This is a genomic window from Variovorax sp. 350MFTsu5.1, from assembly GCF_048302515.1.
In the GTDB taxonomy this organism is placed as follows: Bacteria; Pseudomonadota; Gammaproteobacteria; order Burkholderiales; family Burkholderiaceae_C; genus Variovorax; species Variovorax guangxiensis.
On sequence record NZ_CP157620.1, the window covers coordinates 164,940 to 183,239 of the forward strand.

19 protein-coding genes and 1 tRNA gene are annotated in these 18,300 nt (G+C 68.5%); 10 read left to right on the plus strand and 10 right to left on the minus strand.

Annotated elements, in window-relative coordinates; all coding sequences use genetic code 11:
- The first annotated feature begins 58 nt into the window (after window positions 1-58).
- The 3 genes from ABL843_RS00670 to ABL843_RS00680 all read left to right on the plus strand — a co-directional run bounded on the left by ABL843_RS00670 (window position 59) and on the right by ABL843_RS00680 (window position 1,583).
- Window positions 59-520, plus strand: a complete 462-nt coding sequence (locus ABL843_RS00670; protein ID WP_184638957.1) for an RrF2 family transcriptional regulator — start codon at window positions 59-61, stop codon at window positions 518-520.
- Window positions 510-1,415, plus strand: a complete 906-nt coding sequence (locus ABL843_RS00675; RefSeq protein WP_418118647.1) for an NAD(P)/FAD-dependent oxidoreductase — start codon at window positions 510-512, stop codon at window positions 1,413-1,415. Before ABL843_RS00670 ends, ABL843_RS00675 begins: the two co-directional genes overlap by 11 nt.
- Before the next feature lie 92 nt (window positions 1,416-1,507).
- Window positions 1,508-1,583, plus strand: a tRNA-Gly gene (locus ABL843_RS00680).
- A gap of 52 nt (window positions 1,584-1,635) precedes the next feature.
- On the opposite strand, the gene fahA is transcribed toward ABL843_RS00680, so the two are convergent.
- From fahA to ABL843_RS00715, 7 genes are read right to left on the minus strand one after another with little or no spacing between them, the layout of a single operon-like run.
- A complete protein-coding gene (gene fahA, locus ABL843_RS00685) occupies window positions 1,636-2,961 on the minus strand; it encodes a fumarylacetoacetase (protein WP_418118648.1) in 1,326 nt (441 codons plus the stop codon).
- Between the two features lie 10 nt (window positions 2,962-2,971).
- Entirely contained in the window at window positions 2,972-3,778 is an 807-nt protein-coding gene (locus tag ABL843_RS00690) for a cyclase family protein (protein WP_369660136.1), read from the minus strand.
- Between the two features lie 44 nt (window positions 3,779-3,822).
- Complete coding sequence (locus tag ABL843_RS00695; protein WP_418118649.1) at window positions 3,823-4,608, minus strand: ABC transporter permease; 786 nt, start codon at window positions 4,606-4,608, stop codon at window positions 3,823-3,825.
- The gene (locus ABL843_RS00700; protein WP_418118650.1) at window positions 4,605-5,375 is read right to left on the minus strand and encodes an ABC transporter permease; all 771 of its coding nucleotides are present in this window, start codon (window positions 5,373-5,375) and stop codon (window positions 4,605-4,607) included. The genes ABL843_RS00695 and ABL843_RS00700 overlap by 4 nt, the downstream gene beginning before the upstream one ends.
- The gene (locus ABL843_RS00705) at window positions 5,368-6,225 is read right to left on the minus strand and encodes an ABC transporter ATP-binding protein (protein ID WP_418118651.1); all 858 of its coding nucleotides are present in this window, start codon (window positions 6,223-6,225) and stop codon (window positions 5,368-5,370) included. The genes ABL843_RS00700 and ABL843_RS00705 overlap by 8 nt, the downstream gene beginning before the upstream one ends.
- A complete protein-coding gene (locus ABL843_RS00710; protein WP_418118652.1) occupies window positions 6,222-7,166 on the minus strand; it encodes an ABC transporter substrate-binding protein in 945 nt (314 codons plus the stop codon). Before ABL843_RS00710 ends, ABL843_RS00705 begins: the two co-directional genes overlap by 4 nt.
- Window positions 7,163-7,906, minus strand: coding sequence for a TetR family transcriptional regulator (locus ABL843_RS00715; protein WP_369660132.1), 744 nt, complete (start codon window positions 7,904-7,906; stop codon window positions 7,163-7,165). The genes ABL843_RS00710 and ABL843_RS00715 overlap by 4 nt, the downstream gene beginning before the upstream one ends.
- A 101-nt stretch (window positions 7,907-8,007) precedes the next feature.
- Between ABL843_RS00715 and ABL843_RS00720 the strand changes: the two genes are divergently transcribed.
- Window positions 8,008-10,002 carry an acetoacetate--CoA ligase gene (locus tag ABL843_RS00720; protein WP_418118653.1) on the plus strand — a complete coding sequence of 665 codons (1,995 nt, stop codon included), beginning with the start codon at window positions 8,008-8,010 and terminating at the stop codon, window positions 10,000-10,002.
- A gap of 7 nt (window positions 10,003-10,009) precedes the next feature.
- A complete protein-coding gene (locus tag ABL843_RS00725; protein ID WP_260319317.1) occupies window positions 10,010-10,453 on the plus strand; it encodes a YbaY family lipoprotein in 444 nt (147 codons plus the stop codon).
- Here ABL843_RS00725 and ABL843_RS00730 read toward each other — a convergent pair.
- The gene (locus ABL843_RS00730; RefSeq protein ID WP_418118654.1) at window positions 10,450-12,402 is read right to left on the minus strand and encodes an adenylate/guanylate cyclase domain-containing protein; all 1,953 of its coding nucleotides are present in this window, start codon (window positions 12,400-12,402) and stop codon (window positions 10,450-10,452) included. The two genes, ABL843_RS00725 and ABL843_RS00730, sit on opposite strands and share 4 nt — an antisense overlap.
- 223 nt (window positions 12,403-12,625) lie before the next feature.
- A complete protein-coding gene (locus ABL843_RS00735; RefSeq protein ID WP_418118655.1) occupies window positions 12,626-13,345 on the minus strand; it encodes a 2OG-Fe(II) oxygenase in 720 nt (239 codons plus the stop codon).
- 129 nt (window positions 13,346-13,474) lie between these two features.
- Between ABL843_RS00735 and ABL843_RS00740 the strand changes: the two genes are divergently transcribed.
- From ABL843_RS00740 to ABL843_RS00755, 4 genes are read left to right on the plus strand one after another with little or no spacing between them, the layout of a single operon-like run.
- A complete protein-coding gene (locus ABL843_RS00740) occupies window positions 13,475-13,822 on the plus strand; it encodes a hypothetical protein (RefSeq protein WP_221297555.1) in 348 nt (115 codons plus the stop codon).
- Window positions 13,819-14,640 carry a zeta toxin family protein gene (locus tag ABL843_RS00745; protein ID WP_418118656.1) on the plus strand — a complete coding sequence of 274 codons (822 nt, stop codon included), beginning with the start codon at window positions 13,819-13,821 and terminating at the stop codon, window positions 14,638-14,640. Before ABL843_RS00740 ends, ABL843_RS00745 begins: the two co-directional genes overlap by 4 nt.
- A gap of 12 nt (window positions 14,641-14,652) precedes the next feature.
- Window positions 14,653-15,156, plus strand: a complete 504-nt coding sequence (locus tag ABL843_RS00750) for a GFA family protein (RefSeq protein WP_418118657.1) — start codon at window positions 14,653-14,655, stop codon at window positions 15,154-15,156.
- Between the two features lie 16 nt (window positions 15,157-15,172).
- Window positions 15,173-15,973, plus strand: a complete 801-nt coding sequence (locus tag ABL843_RS00755) for a 2-keto-4-pentenoate hydratase (RefSeq protein WP_418118658.1) — start codon at window positions 15,173-15,175, stop codon at window positions 15,971-15,973.
- Here ABL843_RS00755 and ABL843_RS00760 read toward each other — a convergent pair.
- The gene (locus ABL843_RS00760; RefSeq protein WP_418118659.1) at window positions 15,960-16,874 is read right to left on the minus strand and encodes a LysR substrate-binding domain-containing protein; all 915 of its coding nucleotides are present in this window, start codon (window positions 16,872-16,874) and stop codon (window positions 15,960-15,962) included. The two genes, ABL843_RS00755 and ABL843_RS00760, sit on opposite strands and share 14 nt — an antisense overlap.
- A gap of 187 nt (window positions 16,875-17,061) precedes the next feature.
- Between ABL843_RS00760 and ABL843_RS00765 the strand changes: the two genes are divergently transcribed.
- The gene (locus ABL843_RS00765) at window positions 17,062-18,261 is read left to right on the plus strand and encodes an acyl-CoA dehydrogenase (protein WP_093195687.1); all 1,200 of its coding nucleotides are present in this window, start codon (window positions 17,062-17,064) and stop codon (window positions 18,259-18,261) included.
- The last annotated feature ends 39 nt before the right edge of the window (window positions 18,262-18,300 follow it).

The following is an 18,300-nucleotide window of genomic DNA, read 5'->3' on the forward strand; positions in this document are numbered from 1 at the left end:
GGGGCGATGCAAGACCCTTTCGCTCGTCATGGCAAACACACGCAACTCATAATGTTGCATGAAACGCGACAGCAAGCTCTCCGCCGTTCTCCACGTGCTGTTGCACATGGCCGAAATGAAGACGCCCGTCACCTCCGAGTCGCTCGCGGTTGCGATGCAGACCAACCCGGTGGTCGTGCGCCGACTCATGGCCGGCCTGCGGCAGGCGGGGTTCGTGAGTTCGGCCAAGGGGCATGGCGGCGGGTGGGTGCTGTCGTGCACCTTGTCGGCGGTGACGCTGGGCGACGTCCACAACGCGGTGGGCGCGCCCGCGCTGCTGGCCATGGGCAACCGCACCGAGAGCCCGGGGTGCATCGTCGAGCAGGCGGTGAACGCGGCGCTCGACGGCGTCTGCGACGAGGCCGAGGCGCTGCTGCTCAGGCGCTTCAACAGCATCACGCTGGCCGATCTTTCCAGGGACTTTCATCGTCGCATGACAGGCGGCGGCTTCACATCGAAGGACATCGAACATGCGTCATGACGCTCTGATCGTGGGCGGCAGCTTTGCCGGCCTTTCCGCTGCGATGCAGCTTGCACGGGCGCGGCGCAAGGTCTGCGTCGTCGACACCGGCGCGCCGCGCAACCGCTTCGCGGCCGCGTCGCACGGCTTCTTCGGGCAGGACGGCGTGCCGCCCCTGAAGATGATTGCGGATGCGCGCGAGAAGCTGCTTGCGTATCCCAGCGTCGAGTTCGTCGAGGCGGCCGTGGTGGATGCGGGTGCCGAGGAGGCAGGTGGATTCACCGTATCGCTGAGCAACGGCGAGCGCCGCTCGGCCGGCAAGCTGCTGCTGGCCTATGGCGTGCAGGACGGCCTGCCGGAGATTTCCGGCATCGGCGAACGCTGGGGCTCGAGCGTGCTGCACTGTCCCTATTGCCACGGCTACGAGTTCAGCGGGCGCCAACTGGGCGTGCTCTATCACCACGGCGCGCAGCCGCCGGACCATGCGCTGCTGATCGCCGAATGGGGCCCGACCACGCTCTTCCTGCATGGCGGCGAAGGGCCCGATGCCGAGGCGCGCGCGAAGCTGCAGGCGCGTGGCGTGATCATCGAACCCGGGCGCATCGCCGGCTTTGAAGGCGAGGGGCAAGAATTGACCGGTGCGCGCATCGGTGACGGCAGGCTGGTGCCCATCGAGGCGCTCTACGTGGCGCCGCGCACGCGGCCCGCGAGTCCGCTGGCCGAGCGGCTGGGCTGCGCCTTCGACAACGGCCCGCTCGGCAAGGTGCTGCGCGTCGACGCGATGAAGATGACGACCGTGCCCGGCGTCTACGGCGCGGGCGATCTGGCGATGATGTTCTCCAACGCCACGATGGCATCGGCGGACGGGCTGATGGCGGGCGTGTCGATGCACCGCTCGATGGTGTTCGACGCCTGAAATCACTCCGGCAAGGGAAAAAGGGGAAAAAAGAACTTTTTTCCGGGACCCAGGCAAATCCGTCAAAGATCGCTATATAATCTGAGGCTCACGCGGGAATAGCTCAGTTGGTAGAGCGCAACCTTGCCAAGGTTGAGGTCGAGAGTTCGAGACTCTTTTCCCGCTCCAGATCGCAGAAAAGGCCACCTCATCAGGTGGCCTTTTTCTTTGGCGCTTCAGCTCAGCCTTTTGCCGCCAACACCATCCCCCGGCTCTCCCCGAACCCGATGCGCGCATGCCCCGGCTTCTCGCACCAGCCGCGCAGCAGCACCGCGTCGCCGTCTTCCAGGAAGCCGCGCTGTTCGCCGTTGGCCAGCTTCACCGGGCTTTGCCCAGCGCGCGTCAGCTCGATGATCGCGCCGGCTTCGCCCTCACCGGGACCGGAGATCGTGCCGCTGCCGAACAGGTCGCCGGGGTTCAGGCTGCAGCCGCCCATGGTGTGGTGCGCCACCATCTGGGCGACGGTCCAGTACTGATGCCTGAAGCTGGTGGAGGACAGGCGCGAGGGCCCGGTCTTCTCCCTGCGTGCCTTTTCGCTTTCGAGCCACACCTCCAGCCGGATGTCGAGCGCGCCGCTCTCGCGGTTCGTCGCGTGCTCCAGGTAGGCCAGCGGCTGGGGCTCGTTCGACGGGCGGGTCCATGCCTGGCGGTAGGGCGCGAGCGCTTCCATGGTCACGATCCACGGCGAAATGGTGGTGGCGAAGTTCTTTGCGAGGAAGGGCCCGAGCGGCGCCATTTCCCAGAACTGGATGTCGCGCGCCGACCAGTCGTTGAGCAGGCAGATGCCGAAGATGTGTTCGTCCGCGTGTTCGAGCGCAATCGCGTCGCCCTGTGCGTTGCCCTTGCCGATCCACACGCCGAGTTCCAGTTCGTAGTCGAGCCGCGCGCATGCCTGACAGGTGGGCGCTTTCGCGCCGGGCGCCATCGCCTGCCCCATCGGCCGATGGAAGCGCTGGCCGCTCACGCCGATGGTCGACACGCGCCCGTGGTACGCGATCGGAATCCATCGGAAGTTGGGCGTCACATCGCCGTCCGGGTTCATCAGGCGGCTGATGTTCAGCGCGTGGTCGATCGAGGTGTAGAAGTCGGTGTAGTCGCCGATGCGCGCGGGCACGGTGTATTCGGCTTCGGCCTGCGGCACGAGGCATTCGCGCACGGCCTGCACTGCGGCGATGGGCGCGTCGTTCTTCAGCAGATCGAAGAGCGCGTGGCGCAGCGCCTTCCATGCGGGGTTGCCGAGCGCGAAGAAGTCGTTGAGCGCCGGCAGTGCGGCCGCCTCCGCAGCGTCGAGCGCGAGGTCGTCGAGCTGCTGCTTGGTGACGAGCGCGGCCAGGTCCAGCACCTGGTCGCCGATCGCGACGCCGCCGCGAAATGCCTCGGTGGCGCCTGCGCGGCGGAACACCGCATGCGGCAGGTTCTGGATCGGAAAGTCGCTGTCCGTCGCATTGGCCGATTCGACCCAGCTGCGCGCGTGAACGTCGTGCGTGTGGTTGAGTGCAATGCTCATGAGCCGTGCCTCATGCCGACGCCATCAGCGCGTCGTCGAAGATGGCGACCGCGCGCGTCCATCCGGCCGAAGCGCCGCGGATCTTGTGTGGAAAGCAGCTGATGTAGAAGCCCGTGGGCGGCAGCGCCTCCAGGTTGTGCAGCTTCTCGATGTGGCAGTAGCCGATGTCGCGGCCGGCCTTGTGGCCTTCCCAGATCAGCGAGGCGTCCTGCGTCTCGCCGTACTTCTTCGCGGTGTGCACGAAGGGTGCGTCCCAGCTCCATGCGTCGGTTCCCGTGAGGCGAACGCCGCGCTCCAGCAGGTACATCGTCGCCTCGTAGCCCATGCCGGCGCCGGCCGACACGTAGTCGGGGTGGCCGTAGCGCGAGCCCGCGCGGGTGTTGACCACTACGATCTCCAGCGGGCTCAGCGTGTGGCCGATGCGCTTGAGTTCGGCCTCGACGTCGGCGGCCGTCACTACATAGCCGTCGGCGAAGTGGCGGAAGTCGAGCTTCACGCCGGGCTGGAAGCACCACTCGAGCGGCACGTCGTGGATCGCGATGGCGGGCTTCTTCTCGCCCAGCGCCTTGTCCATGGTCGAGTGGAAGTGATAGGGCGCGTCGAGGTGCGTGCCGTTGTGTGTCGACAGCTGCACCAGCTCCACGGCCCAGCCTTCGCCGTCGGGCAGGTCTTCCTTTTTCAGGCCGGGAAAGAAGGGCTCGATCTGCTCGTAGGTCTGCTCGTGCGTGAAGTACTGGATCTTCGGCGCGAAGGCCGGTGGGTCGGAGAGCACATCGTTCTCGAGAAAGATCGAGAGATCGACGAATTTGCGTGGCATGGGAACTCCTTGTGGGGTGTACGTGTTGGAAGAAGACGAAGGAATCAGGGGCGCTGCCAGCGCAGCAGGCGTTGTTCCGCGAAGGCCAGCAGCGCATTGCTCACGAAGCCGATGAGGCCGAGCAGCACGATGCCGGCGAACAGGTCGCTTGCGCGGAAGGCGCGCGCGGCCAGCAGGATGGCCTGGCCCAGGCCGCTTTGCGAGGCGATCATCTCGCCCACCACCGCGACGATCAGCGCGATGGTCAGCGCCAGCCGCATGCCGGCCAGGATGTCGGGCATCGCGTTGGGAAGGCCCATCTTCCAGATGTACGCCGCGCGCGACATCTGCAGGCAGCGCGCCACTTCCGCGAGGCGCGGCTCCACGGCCGCGAAGCCGTGCACCGTGGCCAGCAGCACCGGCCACATCGCGCCGAAAGCCACCACGAAGAGCACCATGCCGGGGTTCAGCCCGAAGATGGAGATGGCCAGCGGCAGCAGCGCGGAGGCGGGCAGGGGGCGGATGAACTCGAGCGTCGGCTGCACCCACGCGCGCACCTGGGGCGACACGCCGATGGCCGCGCCCAGCAGCACGCCGAAGAGCGAGGCGAGCAGCCAGCCTTCGATCATCCGGCCCACCGTGGCGCGCGTGAAGCCGAGCAGCTCGCCGCCGCCATCGCCGCTTCCCGAGAGATTCAGTCCTTCGAGCAGGCTCGCGAAGGTGGCCTGCGGCGTCGGCAGGAACACGCGGCTCACCCAGCCGGCATTGCTCGCGACCCACCACAGCGCGACCAGCCCCAGCAGCACGCCCAGTGAGCCAAACCTGTACAGGCCGATGCGGTTGTCGTTCATGACGGCACCCCCATGCGCCGCGACACCGCGCGCTGCAGCATCAGCATGCCCGCGTTGACCGCGAAGCCCACGACGCCGATCCAGCCCAGCCAGGCGAGCATCAGCGCGGGGTCGAAGCTCTGCTGCGCGATCATCATCGCGTAGCCCATGCCGTTGGGGTTGGCCGCGATCTCCACCGTCACGGCCACCACCAGCGCCACCGCCACACCCAGCCGCAGCGCGACGAAAAGGCGCGGCACGATGGCCGGCAGCACGATCTTGAACGCGCGCTCGCGCGCCGAAAGCCCCAGCACGCGGCTGACCTCGAGCAGCCGCGGCTCGACCTGCTGCACCGCCGCCTGCACCAGCACCAGCAGCGGCCAGAAGGTGGCGAAGGCGACGATGGCCAGTTCCATGCGCACGCCGAAGCCGAAGCCCAGCATCGCGAGCGGAATCAGCGCGACGGATGGCACGGGCCGCAGCACTTCGATGGAGACGGAGCCCAACTGCGCCGCGCGGCGCGAGAGCCCGAGCACCACCCCCAATGCGATGCCGAGCACCGCGCCCAGCAGCAGCCCGAGCGCGGCAGTGCCCAGCGTGAAGCCGGTGGCGGTCCAGAGCGAGCCGTCCATGGCCGCACCCACGAAAGCCTTTGCCGCTGCGCTGGGCGGCGCGAGCGCGTCGCTGCCGAGAGCGGCCGCGCGCCGCGCGTACCACTCGAAGGCGCCGATCAGCACGATGGGAAATACCCACGGCCGTAGCCAACGGAAGAGGCGGCCGTCAGTCATGGCCCTGCTCGATGAAGGCGAAGAGTTCGCGGCGCAGGTGCAGGTATTCCGGATGCTCCTTGGTCGAGAGCTGGTCGCGCGGGCGCGGGATCTTCACGTCGATCATCCGCGCGAGGCTGGGCCGGCCCGGCCCCGGGTTGGCCTGCAGCGCGATCACGCGGTCGCCGAGGTAGATGGCCTCTTCGAGATCGTGCGTGACGAAGAGGACGGTGAGCCCGTCCTCGCGCACCAGCCGCGCGAGCTCGTCCTGCAGGCTCTGGCGGGTGAGCGCGTCCAGCGCGCCGAAGGGCTCGTCCATCATCATCAGCTCGGGCTTCTGCGCGAGGCAGCGGGCGATCTGCGCGCGCTGCTGCATGCCGCCCGACAGCTGCACCGGGAACTTGTGCGCATGCTTCGCGAGGCCGACCTTGCCGAGCACGTCGGCGATGCGTGGCGCGCGCTGCGCGGCGGGCACGCCGGCCGCTTCCAGCGCCAGGCTCACGTTGCCCTCGACCGTGCGCCAGGGCAGCAGGGCGCGTCCGTAGTCCTGGAACACGAAGGCCACCTCGCGCGAGGGCTCGGTCATCTTCACGCCGTTGCGCCGCACCTCGCCAGCGCTGGCCGTGACCAGCCCGCTGGCCGCGCGCAGCAGCGTGGTCTTGCCGCAGCCGCTGGGGCCGACGATGCAGACGAACTCGCCGCGCGCCACGTCGAACGAGGTGGGCGAAAGAATCTCACGCCCGCCGAGGCGGATGGTCACGCCGTCGAAGCGCAGGAAGGGCACGGCCTGCGCCGCGGTGCCGGCCGGTGCGCGAAAGGCGCCCGCCTGCAATGCGGCACGCGCGGTGACTGGAGCGGGTGCTGCGATCACTTCGCCACCAGCTTCGCCACGTCGATGTTCGTCTTGAGCATCTCCTGCTCCTTCATCAGCCCGGTCCAGTAGGACAGTTGTTTGTCCGTCACCACGGGGCCGGGCGGCGAGACCTGCACCTTGGCGAGCACGTCGGGCGGCAGCTTGATGTACTTGCCGATGGATGCGCGCACCTTGGCGTCGTTCTTCGGCTGCTGCATGAACGCGGCGGCTTCCACCAGCGCTTCGCGGAAGGCGCGCGCCGCCGCCGGGTTCTTCGCCACCCACTCGCGCTTGGCCGCGTGCACGATGGTCTGGTTGTTCTCGGGCAGGAAGGTCGAGTAGTACGAGGCCACGTAGCCCGCGCCGCTCTCGGTGATGCGGCTCATGAACGGATCGGCCGACACCACCGCGTCGACCGAGCCACCGCGCAGCAGGTCGGCATGCTGCGGGAACGCGGCTTCGACGAAGTTGACCTTGCGGTAGTCCACGCCGCTGTCCTTCAGCCATGCGCGGAAGGTCACGTGCAGGAATGCGCCCAGGCCCGGCACGCCGATCTTCTTGCCCACGCAGTCCTGCGCGCTCTTGATGCCCGAGCCCGCACGCGCCACCAGCCCGAAGCCGGTGATGGTCTTCGAGGTGAGGCCGCCGCCGGCCACCAGCACCAGGTCCAGTCCGCCGTCCACCGCCTGCAGGAACACCGAGGGCGTGGGGCCGCCGATCTGCAGCGAATCGGACTGCAGCGCGGCCGGAATCGTCGAGTTCAGCGGGATGAACTTGAACTCCACGTCGAGGCCGCGCTTCTTGAAGTAGCCCTCCTCGGCGGCCACGAACACCGATGCGAAGTCGGTCACGGCCGTGTAGCCGAACACGATCTTCGTGGTGGACTGGGCGCGCGAAGGCAGCGCCGCGGCAGCCGACGCCGCGGCGAGCGCCGACAGCAGGGTGCGTCGTTTCATCATGTCTTCTGTCTCCTGGGAGTGGTTTTCTTGCGTGGGGTCTTGGGCCGCGGCAGGGCAGCGCGCAGGCCGCCGACGATGAAGCTCACCAGCATCGGTGCCACGGCCGGGTCGGCGCGCGTGTTCTCGCCGCGCGAGAGCCGTTCGATGCGGCTGTCGTTCAGGTGGTGCAACAGCGAGCCCAGCGCGAACTGGTAGCCCCAGGCGGCCTGGCTGCGCGTGGCGTGCGGCATCGCGAGATGCAGCGCGTCGATGTAGGCCTCGGCCAGCGGATCGAAGTAGGCGCGCAGCACGCGGTCGGCTTCCTCGGTGGCGTGGTAGAGCTCGCGCGCCACCAGCAGCGCGTAGTACTCGCCCTCGGCGCTCGCGCGCAGCGCCAGCACGGGTGCGGTGAAGGCGTCGATGATGCGCGGCAGCGTGCGTGCGTCGTCGGGGTCGATGTCGACCGCGGCCAGGCCGGCCAGCCGCGCCTCGATGGAATGGCCCCAGTGCTCGAAGATCGCGTGGAAGAGCTCGTGCTTCTGCCCGTAGTAGTAGCCCACTAGCGCCAGCGGCACGCCGGCCTCCTCGGCGATCTGGCGGATCGTCACCACGTGGTAGCCGTGCTGCGAAAAAAGCTTCTCGGCCGCCAACAGGATCGCCTGCTTGCGGTCGGGCCGCGCAGTCTCGATGGCGACTGCTGCCGCGGCCTGTGCCGGGGCGCGCGAGACCTGGCGCTTTGCGGTGGGTGTGCGGGTACTCATCGGGGCCGTATTGAACGCTTGTACAAAAACATTGAACACGCGTACAAACCCTGAGGTCAACCCTCATTGAGCACGGTCGTTCGCGGCGCTACGCTCGTGCAATGCCCGCTCCCAACATCCCCCAGATCCGCCTCTACCAGGACTGGCTGCGCGAGACGCGCGGCCTCGCATTCGACAGCTACGACGCCCTGTGGCGCTGGTCCGTCACCGAGCTCGATGCCTTCTGGCAGAGCATCTGGGACTACGCCCGCATCGAGTCGCCCACGCCGCACACGGCGGTGCTCGCCGAATCGCGCATGCCCGGCGCGCGCTGGTTCCCCGGTGCACAGGTCAACTACGCGCGCGAGGTGCTGCGCCACGTCGACGCGGCCCATGCGGCAGGCATGCCCGCCATCGTGAGCGACAACGAACTGGGCCAGGTGCGCGAGATGTCGTGGCCCGAGATGCGCCGCCAGGTGGCATCGGTGGCGCTCACGCTGAAGTCGCTCGGCGTGAAGCGCGGCGACCGCGTCGCGGCCTACATGCCCAACGTGCCCGAGACCATGGTGGCCTTTCTCGCATGCTCCAGCATCGGCGCGATCTGGAGCGTGTGCGCGCCCGACATGGGCACGGCCGCCGTGGCCGACCGCTTCAGGCAGATCGAGCCTAAGGTGCTGATCGCCGTCGATGGCGTGCACTACGGCGGCAAGCCGTTGGACCGCAGCGCGGTGCTTGGGGAGCTGCGCGGGCAGCTGCCCAGCGCGCAGAAGCTGCTGCTCGTGAAGTCGCCCTATGCCGCGAGCTCGGTGCCGCACGACGTCGAATGGACGCAGGCCATCGCGCGCGACGACGCCGAGGTCGCCGCCTTCGAGCCCGAATGGCTGCCCTTCGACCACCCGATCTGGATCGTCTATTCGAGCGGCACCACCGGCCTGCCCAAGCCCATCGTGCACGGGCAGGGCGGCATCATCCTCACCATGCATGCCTGCGGGCTGCACAACGACGTGGGCGCGAGCTACGGCGCCAACAACTTCGGCGAGCGCTACCACTGGTTCAGCTCCACCGGCTGGGTGATGTGGAACTCGCAGCTCTCGGGCATGGCCTTCGGCGCCACCATCTGCATCTACGACGGCAACCCGGCGGGCAGCAAGGAGAAGCCCGACTGGGGCGTGCTGTGGCGCTTCGTGGCGCGCCACAAGGTCACCTTCTTCGGCGCGGGCGCGGCCTACTTCACCAACTGCATGAAGGCCGGGCTCGTCGCGAAGGAGTGCGGCGATCTCTCGCGCGTGCGCGCCCTGGGCAGCACCGGCTCGCCACTGCCAGAGGAAGTGCAGCGCTGGGGCTCGAGGCAGATCCTCGACGCGGGTTCGAAGGAGGTGTGGTGGTGCAACATTTCGGGCGGCACCGATTTCTGCGGCGCCTTCGTCGGCGGCAACCGCGACCTGCCCGAAGTGCCGGGCCAGATGCAGTGCCGCGAGCTCGGCCACGCGGTCGAAGCCTGGAACGAACAGGGCCAGCCCGTGATCGGCGAGGTCGGCGAGCTGGTCTGCACCCGGCCCATTCCGTCGATGCCCCTGTACTTCTGGGGCGACGAGGGCAACGCGCGCTACGTGTCGAGCTACTTCGACACCTACCCCGGCGTCTGGCGCCACGGCGACTGGATCAGGATCGGCACCGATGGCGGCTGCATCATCTACGGCCGCAGCGACGCCACCATCAACCGCCAGGGCCTGCGCATGGGCACCAGCGAGATATACAGCGCCGTCGAGGGGCTGCCCGAGGTGCTCGACTCGATGGTGGTCGACCTCGAATACCTGGGCCGCGACAGCTACATGCCGCTGTTCGTGGTGCTGCGCCCCGGCGTGGCGCTCGACGACGCCATGCGCGCGAGGATCAACAACGCCATCAAGACATCGCTGTCGCCCCGCTTCGTGCCCAACGACATCTTCCAGGTGGCCGAGATACCGCGCACGCTCTCGGGCAAGAAGCAGGAGCTGCCGATCAAGAAGCTGCTGCTGGGCCAGCCTATAGAAAAGGTTGTCAACCGTGAAGCAATGGCGAACCCCGGCAGCCTCGACTGGTACGTGGCCTTTGCCGCGCAGCGTGCCTCCGCATAATGGGCGGATGAAAAGACGCACCAGCCTCCTCATGTTCTCCGCCATCGCGGGCGCCTCGCTGCTGAGCGCCTGCGCAGTGCCTTCTTCTCCCGCAGCGGGCGGCACCGCGCAGCTGCGCGTGACCGGTACCGTCACCTACCGCGAACGCATCGCGCTCGACCCCGCGGCCGACATCGTGGTGCAGCTGCTCGACGTGTCGCTCATGGACGCGCCCTCGAAGGTTCTCGCCGAGCAGCGCATCAAGGCCAACGGCAGGCAGGTGCCTTTCGCCTACGAGTTGAAGGTGGATGCCGCGCGCATCGAACCGCGCATGCGCTACGCGGTATCGGCGCGCATCACGCGCGGCGACCAGCTCCTCTTCATCAACGACACGCAGTACCCGGTGCTCACCCAGGGCGGTGCCACCAGCGCCGATCTCGTGCTGGTGCGCGTCACCCAGGCTCCCCGCTAGGACATCACCAGCTCGTAGAGCACCATGCGCGTCTGCCGGCCGCGCAGTTCCACCTGTTCCTCGATGCGCCGCGCATGCAGCCGGCCGTCGAGGCCGGCAAAAGTGGTTTCCGAGATCAGCGCCAGCGTGCCCAGCTGCTTGTTGATGCCCTCGATGCGGCTCGCCACGTTGATCGCATCGCCGAACGCGGTGTACGAGAGCCGGTCGTTCGAGCCCAGCACCCCCGCGATCACCGTGCCCGTGTGAATGCCCACGCGCGTGCGGAACTCGGGCAGGCCCTGCTCGGCCCACTTGCGGTTGAGCTCGTCCATCTCCACGTGCAGCTCCAGCGTGGCCAGGCAGGCCTTGTACTCCGCGTCCTTGAGGTCGGAGGGCGCGCCCCACAGCACCATGATGCCGTCGCCGATGAACTTGTCGATCACGCCGCCGTGCCGCGAGAAAACGCCGGTCGCGAGGTTGAAGTATTCGGTGAGCATGCCCACCAGAACGTCGGTGTCCAGCGACTCCGAGATCGAGGTGAAGCCTTCCACGTCGGTGAACATCACCGTCACGCGGCGCGGCGAACCCGAAGGAGCGAGCGCGTGGCCTTCGTCGATGAGCTGGTTGATCACGTCCACCGGCACGAACTTGCTGAAGGCCTTGAGGCTGCGCGCCGAATCGTCCAGCGCCTGGTCCAGGTGCTGTATCTCGAGCACGCGGCTAGGTTCGCGCGGCAGGTTGTCGAGCTCCAGCAGGCCGATGCGGCGCGCGATGTGCGAGAGGTTCTCCACCGGCGCGGTCACCAGCTTCGAGAGCTTCAGCGACATGAACAGCGCGATCACCAGGAAGGCCGTCGCCAGCCCGAGGCCCCAGAGCACGGCGCGGCGCAAGTCGCCCAGCAGCACGTCTTCGGGCACCCAGCTCACCAGCTGCCAGCCGGTGCTCGGGATGAGCGAGGTCTGTACCAGGTAGCGGCGGCCTTCGTAGGTGAAGGAGAACGCCGTGTCGCTGCCGCTGCCCGCGGTGCCGGCAGTGAGCATGTGGGCATGCAGCGCGCCCAGCACGCCGCTGGGCGGCTCCAGCTTGTGAAGCACGCCGGGCATGTCGCTGCGCGCGAGCACCCGGAAGTCGGCGCTCAGCAGCGCGCTGTCGCCGTAGCCGTCGCTGTTGAACTGGCGCACGAATTCCGAGAGCCGGCCGAGCGAAACGTCGCCCGCCACCACCAGCTTCTGCGCACCGCCCGGGTAGCTGCGCTGGCTGGGCAGCGCGTATGTCACACCGAGTTCCTGCGCGGCGGCGAACACATAGGGCTGCGTCCAGACCGGGCCGCCCGCCTTCGAGGCCTGCAGGTACCAGCTGCGCCTGGTCGGGTCGTAGTCGCTGCGGAATGCGCCCAGGCGCTGGGTGGCGTAGCGCTGCTGCACGTTGGCCTCGGCGCCCAGCGGCAGCTTGTACTGCCAGGTCTCGGTGGTGAAGCCTTCGTCGAGCTCGATGTGGCGCATGGCCGGCACCGGGTAGCGCAGGGCCATCAGCATCTGGCCCCTCTCGTTGCTCACGTAGATGCTGTCGAGCTCGGGCGACTGCTGCAGCAGTGTCCAGAGCAGCTCCGCCGTCTTCTCCGATTGTTCGCCCGCTGGGCGCAGGCTGGGCGCGGAGCCCACTGCGTTGATGACCGATTCCGCCTTCTGCAGGAAGGCCAGCACCTTGTCCTCGGTGCGGTCGTGGTTCGACTTGTGCGCCGACACGCCGATGCGCGACACCAGCCTCTGCGAGCCCCAGTAGCCCAGCGACACCAGCAGCAGCGACTGCGCCAGCGCCACCGCGCTCACGATGGTGCCCACGTCCACCCGAAAGCGGCGCGAGCGCCCGGGAGGTGCGACGAGCGCCGGCGTGGGGGGCGACGCTCCCGTGACAGATTTGACCGGCGGCTTTCCAGCCGCTTCCGGATTTCCGGACGAGTTCTTGTTCATACAGCTCCCTGACAACCACTCGACGCCACAAGGCCGAAGCCGCGGGCCGGCTTCCGTCAGGCCCGCGGCGCCGATCGTTGGTGTCGGGGTCCGTGGCTGCGCGGAAGCGGGCGTGATTTTCGCTCGACTTCGGCTTGCCGTGCGGTATTGCACGGCGCGGCGGTGGCTCGAACCTGTCTAGACCAGTCCGGGGAAGATGCTGAAAAAAGAGGCGGCTCGTCCGTCAGCGCGCGTCGTGGAAGATGATGCCCAGCGTATGCCGGCGCCCCGAGCGTACGCGGCTCACCCCGTGGCGCATCGTCACGCGATAGCTGCCGCGCGTGCCGGCCACCGGCCGCTGGTTGACCGCGAAGATCACCGCCTCGCCCCGCGAGAGCGACACCACCTCGGCGCGCGACTGCATGCGCGGGCGCTGTTCGGTCAGCACGAACTCGCCGCCGGCGAATTCGCTGCCGGGCTCGCTCAGCAGCACCGTGAGCTGCAACGGGAATTGCAGGTCGCCGTACAGGTCCTGGTGCAGGCAGTTGTAGTCGCCCTCGCCGTAGCGCAGCAGCAGCGGGGTGGGGCGCTCCTGGCCGGCGGCGTGGCAGCGCGCCAGGTACGCGGCGTGTTCCGCCGGATAGTCGGCCGGCTGGCCCATTGCCGCCGCCCACGCGTTGGCCAGCGGCGCGAGGCGCTCGTACAGCGCGGCGCGCCACGCCGCCAGCTTCGGCGGCAGCGGATAGGCGAAGTACTGGTACTCGCCCTGGCCGAAGCCGTGGCGCTGCATCACCACGCGGCTGCGGAAATGACGGGGCCGGTCGTACATCGCCACGAGCGCGGCGCATTCCGTCGGGGTGAAAAGCGGTGTGCCGGTGGTGGCGCAGCCGCGGGCGGCGATGTCGGCTTCGATGCGGGGCCAGTCGAGGGCTTCGACCAGGGAGGCTGGGGTTGCTGCTGTCATGCGTGCAGTGTCCCGTCTTCGGCGCCGAGCGGCTGGCCGTTTCCGGACGCGGCTTTCCGCACCGGTTCGCATCGCGGGCTTTGGAGGGCCAAGCGGAGGCTGTCCGGGGTTTTGAGCGATCATCCCCTCATGGCAAGAGAAAAAACCACCTCGCGCGAAGGCTCCACGGGGCAGCTGGTGCAAGGCCGGCCGGTGGCCGTGCTGGGGCGCGGCATGGCGCTGGTCAAGGTCGGCAAGGCGCCGCGTCCGCAGGTGCGGCCCGAGGACAACACCACGGCGCTGATGAAGAAGGCGGCCCGTGCGCTGGGCAAGCCCGGCATCGACAGGTCGGTGGTCTTCCGCGGACCCAACGCGGCCAAGGTGTACGCCTACTCGGCCTATCCGCCGGACCCGAGCAAGATCGTGCGCGAAGCGGCCGACGGCACCAAGGTCATCGGCCGCATGGTCGACGGCAGGTTCCGCGCGAGCAAGGCGTGAGCATCAGCCGCCCGCCGAAGCTCGAGAAACTGCTGGAGCAGACGCAGGGCCCGCGTCCCGTGGCCTTCGTGCTGGCCGGCCACAACGGCTCCGGCAAATCCACCCTCTGGTATTCGCGCCTGGCGCCCTCGCTGCGCCTGCCGCTGGTCAATGCCGACCGGATGATGATGTCCATCCTGCCCGACGCAGACCCCGCCACCGGACACATCCCCGCCTGGGCCCAGCGCCTGCGCGACGACGACGAGCGCTGGCAGATCCTTTCGCAGAAGGGCGTGCGCGCCTTCAAGAGCCTGGTGATGGACCAGCGCATGCCCTTCGCCTTCGAGACCGTCTTCTCGCACTGGAAGCCGCTGCCCGGCGGCGGCCACGAGTCGAAGGCCGACGACATCCGCGCGATGCAGGAAGCCGGCTACTTCGTCGTGCTGCTCTTCGTGGGGCTGGTGTCGGTGGACATGTCGGTCTTCCGCGTGAGCACGCGCAGGCAGCAGGGCGGCCACGGCGTGGACCGCAAGAAGCTCATCGAGCGCTTTCCCCGCACGCAGGCGGCGGTCGGCCACGCGGCGCAGATCGCGAACATGACGCTCATGTTCGACAACAGCCGCTCGGAAAAGGACGCCTTCTCGCTGGTGCGCGCGCAGGCGAAGAAGTCGGTGCTGTTCGACGCGCGCGACCCGCAGTTCGACGTCGACCCGCAGCTGCGCGCCGTCTGCGACCCGTGGCTGGAGAAGGTCACGGGGCCGTTCAGGCCGCCGCGCGCTTCGCCGCCGAAGAAGAACAGCGCGGCATCGGCAGCGCCGGCGACCACATCGACAACCTGAGCGGAGACCTTTGTGAGCACCTCGAATCCATCCCCCGATCAAGCCGGCGACTGGCAACTTCCCTGGACCGGCGGCTGCCGCTGCGGCCGAGTGCGCCTGCGCATCAGCGCGCCGCCGCTGCTGTCGATGGCTTGCCACTGCACCGGCTGCCAGACCATGAGCGCGAGCGCCTTCTCGCTCTCCATCGCCATTCCCACGCAGGGCTTCGAGGTGGTGTCGGGCGAGCCCGTCATCGGCGGGCTGCACGGCGCCGATTCGCATCACTACTTCTGCCCGCACTGCAAGAGCTGGATATTCACGCGCGCCGAAGGCCTCGACCAGTTCGTCAACCTCCGGCCGTCGATGCTCGACAGCCACGCATGGGTCGAGCCCTTCGTCGAGACCTGGACCGACGAGAAGCTGCCCTGGGCCAATACGCCCGCGAAGCACAGCTTCGGCGCCCTGCCCGAGATGGACGCCTTCCCGGCGCTCATCGAAGCCTATGCCCGGGAAGGCTCCCGGCCCCCGAAGCGCTGACGGAAGGGCTGGCGCCATGACGCCCCAGGCCGTTCTCGACCACTACGACCAGGGCCTGCTGTGGCCCGCCGATCGCCCGCTCCCGATCGCCGCCGACCTGGACGCCGCCTACCAGCAGGCACTGGCCCTGCGCGCGCTTCGCGCCGCTCGCGGCGAACGCGCAGTGGGCTACAAGATCGGCTTCACCAACCGCACGATCTGGCCCCGCTACGAGGTCTACGCGCCCATCTGGGGCACCGTGTGGAACACCACGCTCACGCGCAGCAGCGGCGGCACCGGCGAAGTGAGCCTCGACAGGCTGTGCCAGCCGCGCCTCGAACCGGAGATCGTGTTCGGCATGGCCGCCACCCCGCCGCGCGACGCCACGCTGGAAGACCTCTTCGGCTGCATCGCGTGGCTCGCGCCGGGTTTCGAGATCGTGCAGTCGCACCTGCCCGGCTGGAAATTCAGCGCCGCTGACACCGTGGCCGACGGCGGCCTGCACGCGCGCCTGCTGATCGGGCGCGAAACGCCCGTCGGCCACTTCGCCACCAGCGCCCATGCGCTCGACGAACTGCTCGGCCGCACGCGCGTGAGGCTCCGTCGCGGCGATGAACTCGTCGAGGAAGGCAAGGGTGCCAACGTGCTCGACGGCCCGCTGCATGCCTTGCACCACTTCAACCATGAGCTCCAGCGCTGCGCCGGCGCACCGGCCTTGATGCCCGGCGACGTGGTCACCACCGGCACATGGACTGACGCCTGGCCGCTGGAGCCCGGCCAGTCGTGGCGCGCCGAATTCGACGCGCCCTTCGATTCGCTCGGGATCACGCTGCGCTAGCGGCGGCCCGCGCCTGCTCCAGCAGCCACTCGCTGAAGAACTTCAACAACGGCCGCTGGTCGGCCCGTTCGGGCGTCACGAGGTAGTAGTTGCGCTCGCCCGAGAGCGGCCGCGCGCAGGCCACCACCAGTTCGCCGCGCGCGAGCTCGTCGGCCACCAGCATGGTCGGCATCAGCGCCACGCCGAGCCCGTGCGACGCGGCAGCGGCGAGGATGGAGAACAGCTCGTAGCGCGGGCCGCCGCGTGCGTTGGGCGCGTCGATCTGCTGCGCGTCGAACCACTGGCGCCAGCCGTCGGGGCGCGTGCTCTGCTGCAGCAGCGGCATCCTGACGATGGCAGCGGGCGTCACGGCCTTGCCGCGCGGAAGAAGGGCGGGGCTGCACACCGGCACCACGTCCTCGTGCATCAGCAGCAGCGCGCGCGTGCCGGCCCAGTTCTCGACTTGCGCGGGCGTGCCGGCATAGAGCGCGGCGTCGAACTCCGCGTCGGCGAAGAGAAAGGGGCGGGTGCGCGTCTCGATGTGCACCACCACGTCGGGCTGCAGCGCCGCGAAGCCCTTCAGGCGCGGCATCAGCCAGCGGGTGGCGAAGGTGGGCACGGCAGCGAGCGAGAGCGAGCCGCCCTCGCCCTGGTGCGCCATGGCGTCGAGCGTGTCGCGCTCCATCGCTTCGAGCCGTTTGCTGATCTGCCGCGCATAGGCCGCGCCGCTGGCCGTGAGCGCCACGCCGTGCCGCGTGCGGCGGAACAGCGCCACGCCCAGGAAGGTCTCGAGCGTGCCTATCTGGCGCGACACCGCGCTCTGCGTGAGGGCCAGTTCCTGCGCGGCGCGGGTGTAGCTCTCGTGGCGCGCGGCGGCGTCGAAGCACACCAGGGTCTGCAGGGGTGGGATCTTGCGGCGCATGTATGCCTCGGCTGTATGTATGGATCCGATGGCTCGTCAATGGAGAAGCCGCTCGAACATCTTGCAAGACATTCTACGAACGCATATCTGGGTGCGGAATCATCGTTTGCGTCATGGCCCCCGCGTGGCTAGCATCGGCCGATCCCCCTCGTTTTTCTTTCTTCCCCCCTTTTCCGGAGACAGCCACATGGCCGCCAAAGCGCAATTCCACTGGGACGACCCCCTTCTTCTCGACCAGCAGCTGACCGACGAAGAACGCATGATCCGCGACGCGGCCAATGCCTACTGCCAGGAGCGCCTCGCACCCCGCGTGCTCGAAGGCTTCCGCACCGGCGAGACCGACCCCGCCATCTTTCGCGAAATGGGCGCCCTCGGCCTGCTGGGCCCGACCATCCCCGAGCAGTACGGCGGCCCCGGCCTCAACTACGTGGCCTACGGCCTGATCGCCCGCGAAGTCGAGCGCGTCGATTCGGGCTACCGCTCGATGGCCAGCGTGCAGAGCTCGCTGGTGATGGTGCCGATCTTCGAATTCGGCTCCGAGGGCCAGAAGCAGAAGTTCCTGCCCAAGCTCGCCACCGGCGAATGGATCGGCTGCTTCGGCCTGACCGAACCCGACCACGGCTCCGACCCCGGCAGCATGGCCACGCGCGCCAAGAAGGTGCCGGGCGGCTACTCGCTCACCGGCTCGAAGATGTGGATCAGCAACTCGCCCATCGCCGACGTGTTCGTGGTGTGGGCCAAGGAAGTCAGCGAGAGCGGCGCCGTCGGCCCGATCCGCGGCTTCGTGCTCGAGAAGGGCATGAAGGGCCTGAGCGCTCCCGCCATCCACGGCAAGGTCGGCCTGCGCGCCAGCATCACCGGCGAGATCGTGATGGACGGCGTGTTCTGCCCCGAAGAGAACGCCTTCCCCGAAGTGCAAGGTCTCAAGGGCCCCTTCACCTGCCTCAACAGCGCCCGCTACGGCATCTCGTGGGGCGCGCTCGGCGCCGCCGAAGACTGCTGGCACCGCGCCCGCCAGTACACGCTGGACCGCAAGCAGTTCGGCCGCCCGCTGGCCGCCAACCAGCTCATCCAGAAGAAGCTGGCCGACATGCAGACCGAGATCACGCTGGGCCTGCAGGGCAGCCTGCGCCTGGGCCGCATGAAGGACGAAGGCATCGCCGCGGTGGAAATCACCTCGATCATGAAGCGCAACAACTGCGGCAAGTCGCTCGACATCGCCCGCATGGCGCGCGACATGATGGGCGGCAACGGCATCAGCGACGAATTCGGCGTGGCCCGCCACCTGGTGAACCTCGAAGTGGTCAACACCTACGAAGGCACGCACGACATCCATGCGCTGATCCTGGGCCGCGCGATCACGGGCATCGCGGCGTTCTCGAACTGAAAGCGGACAGCCGAACGCAGAAGAAATACAAAAGGCACG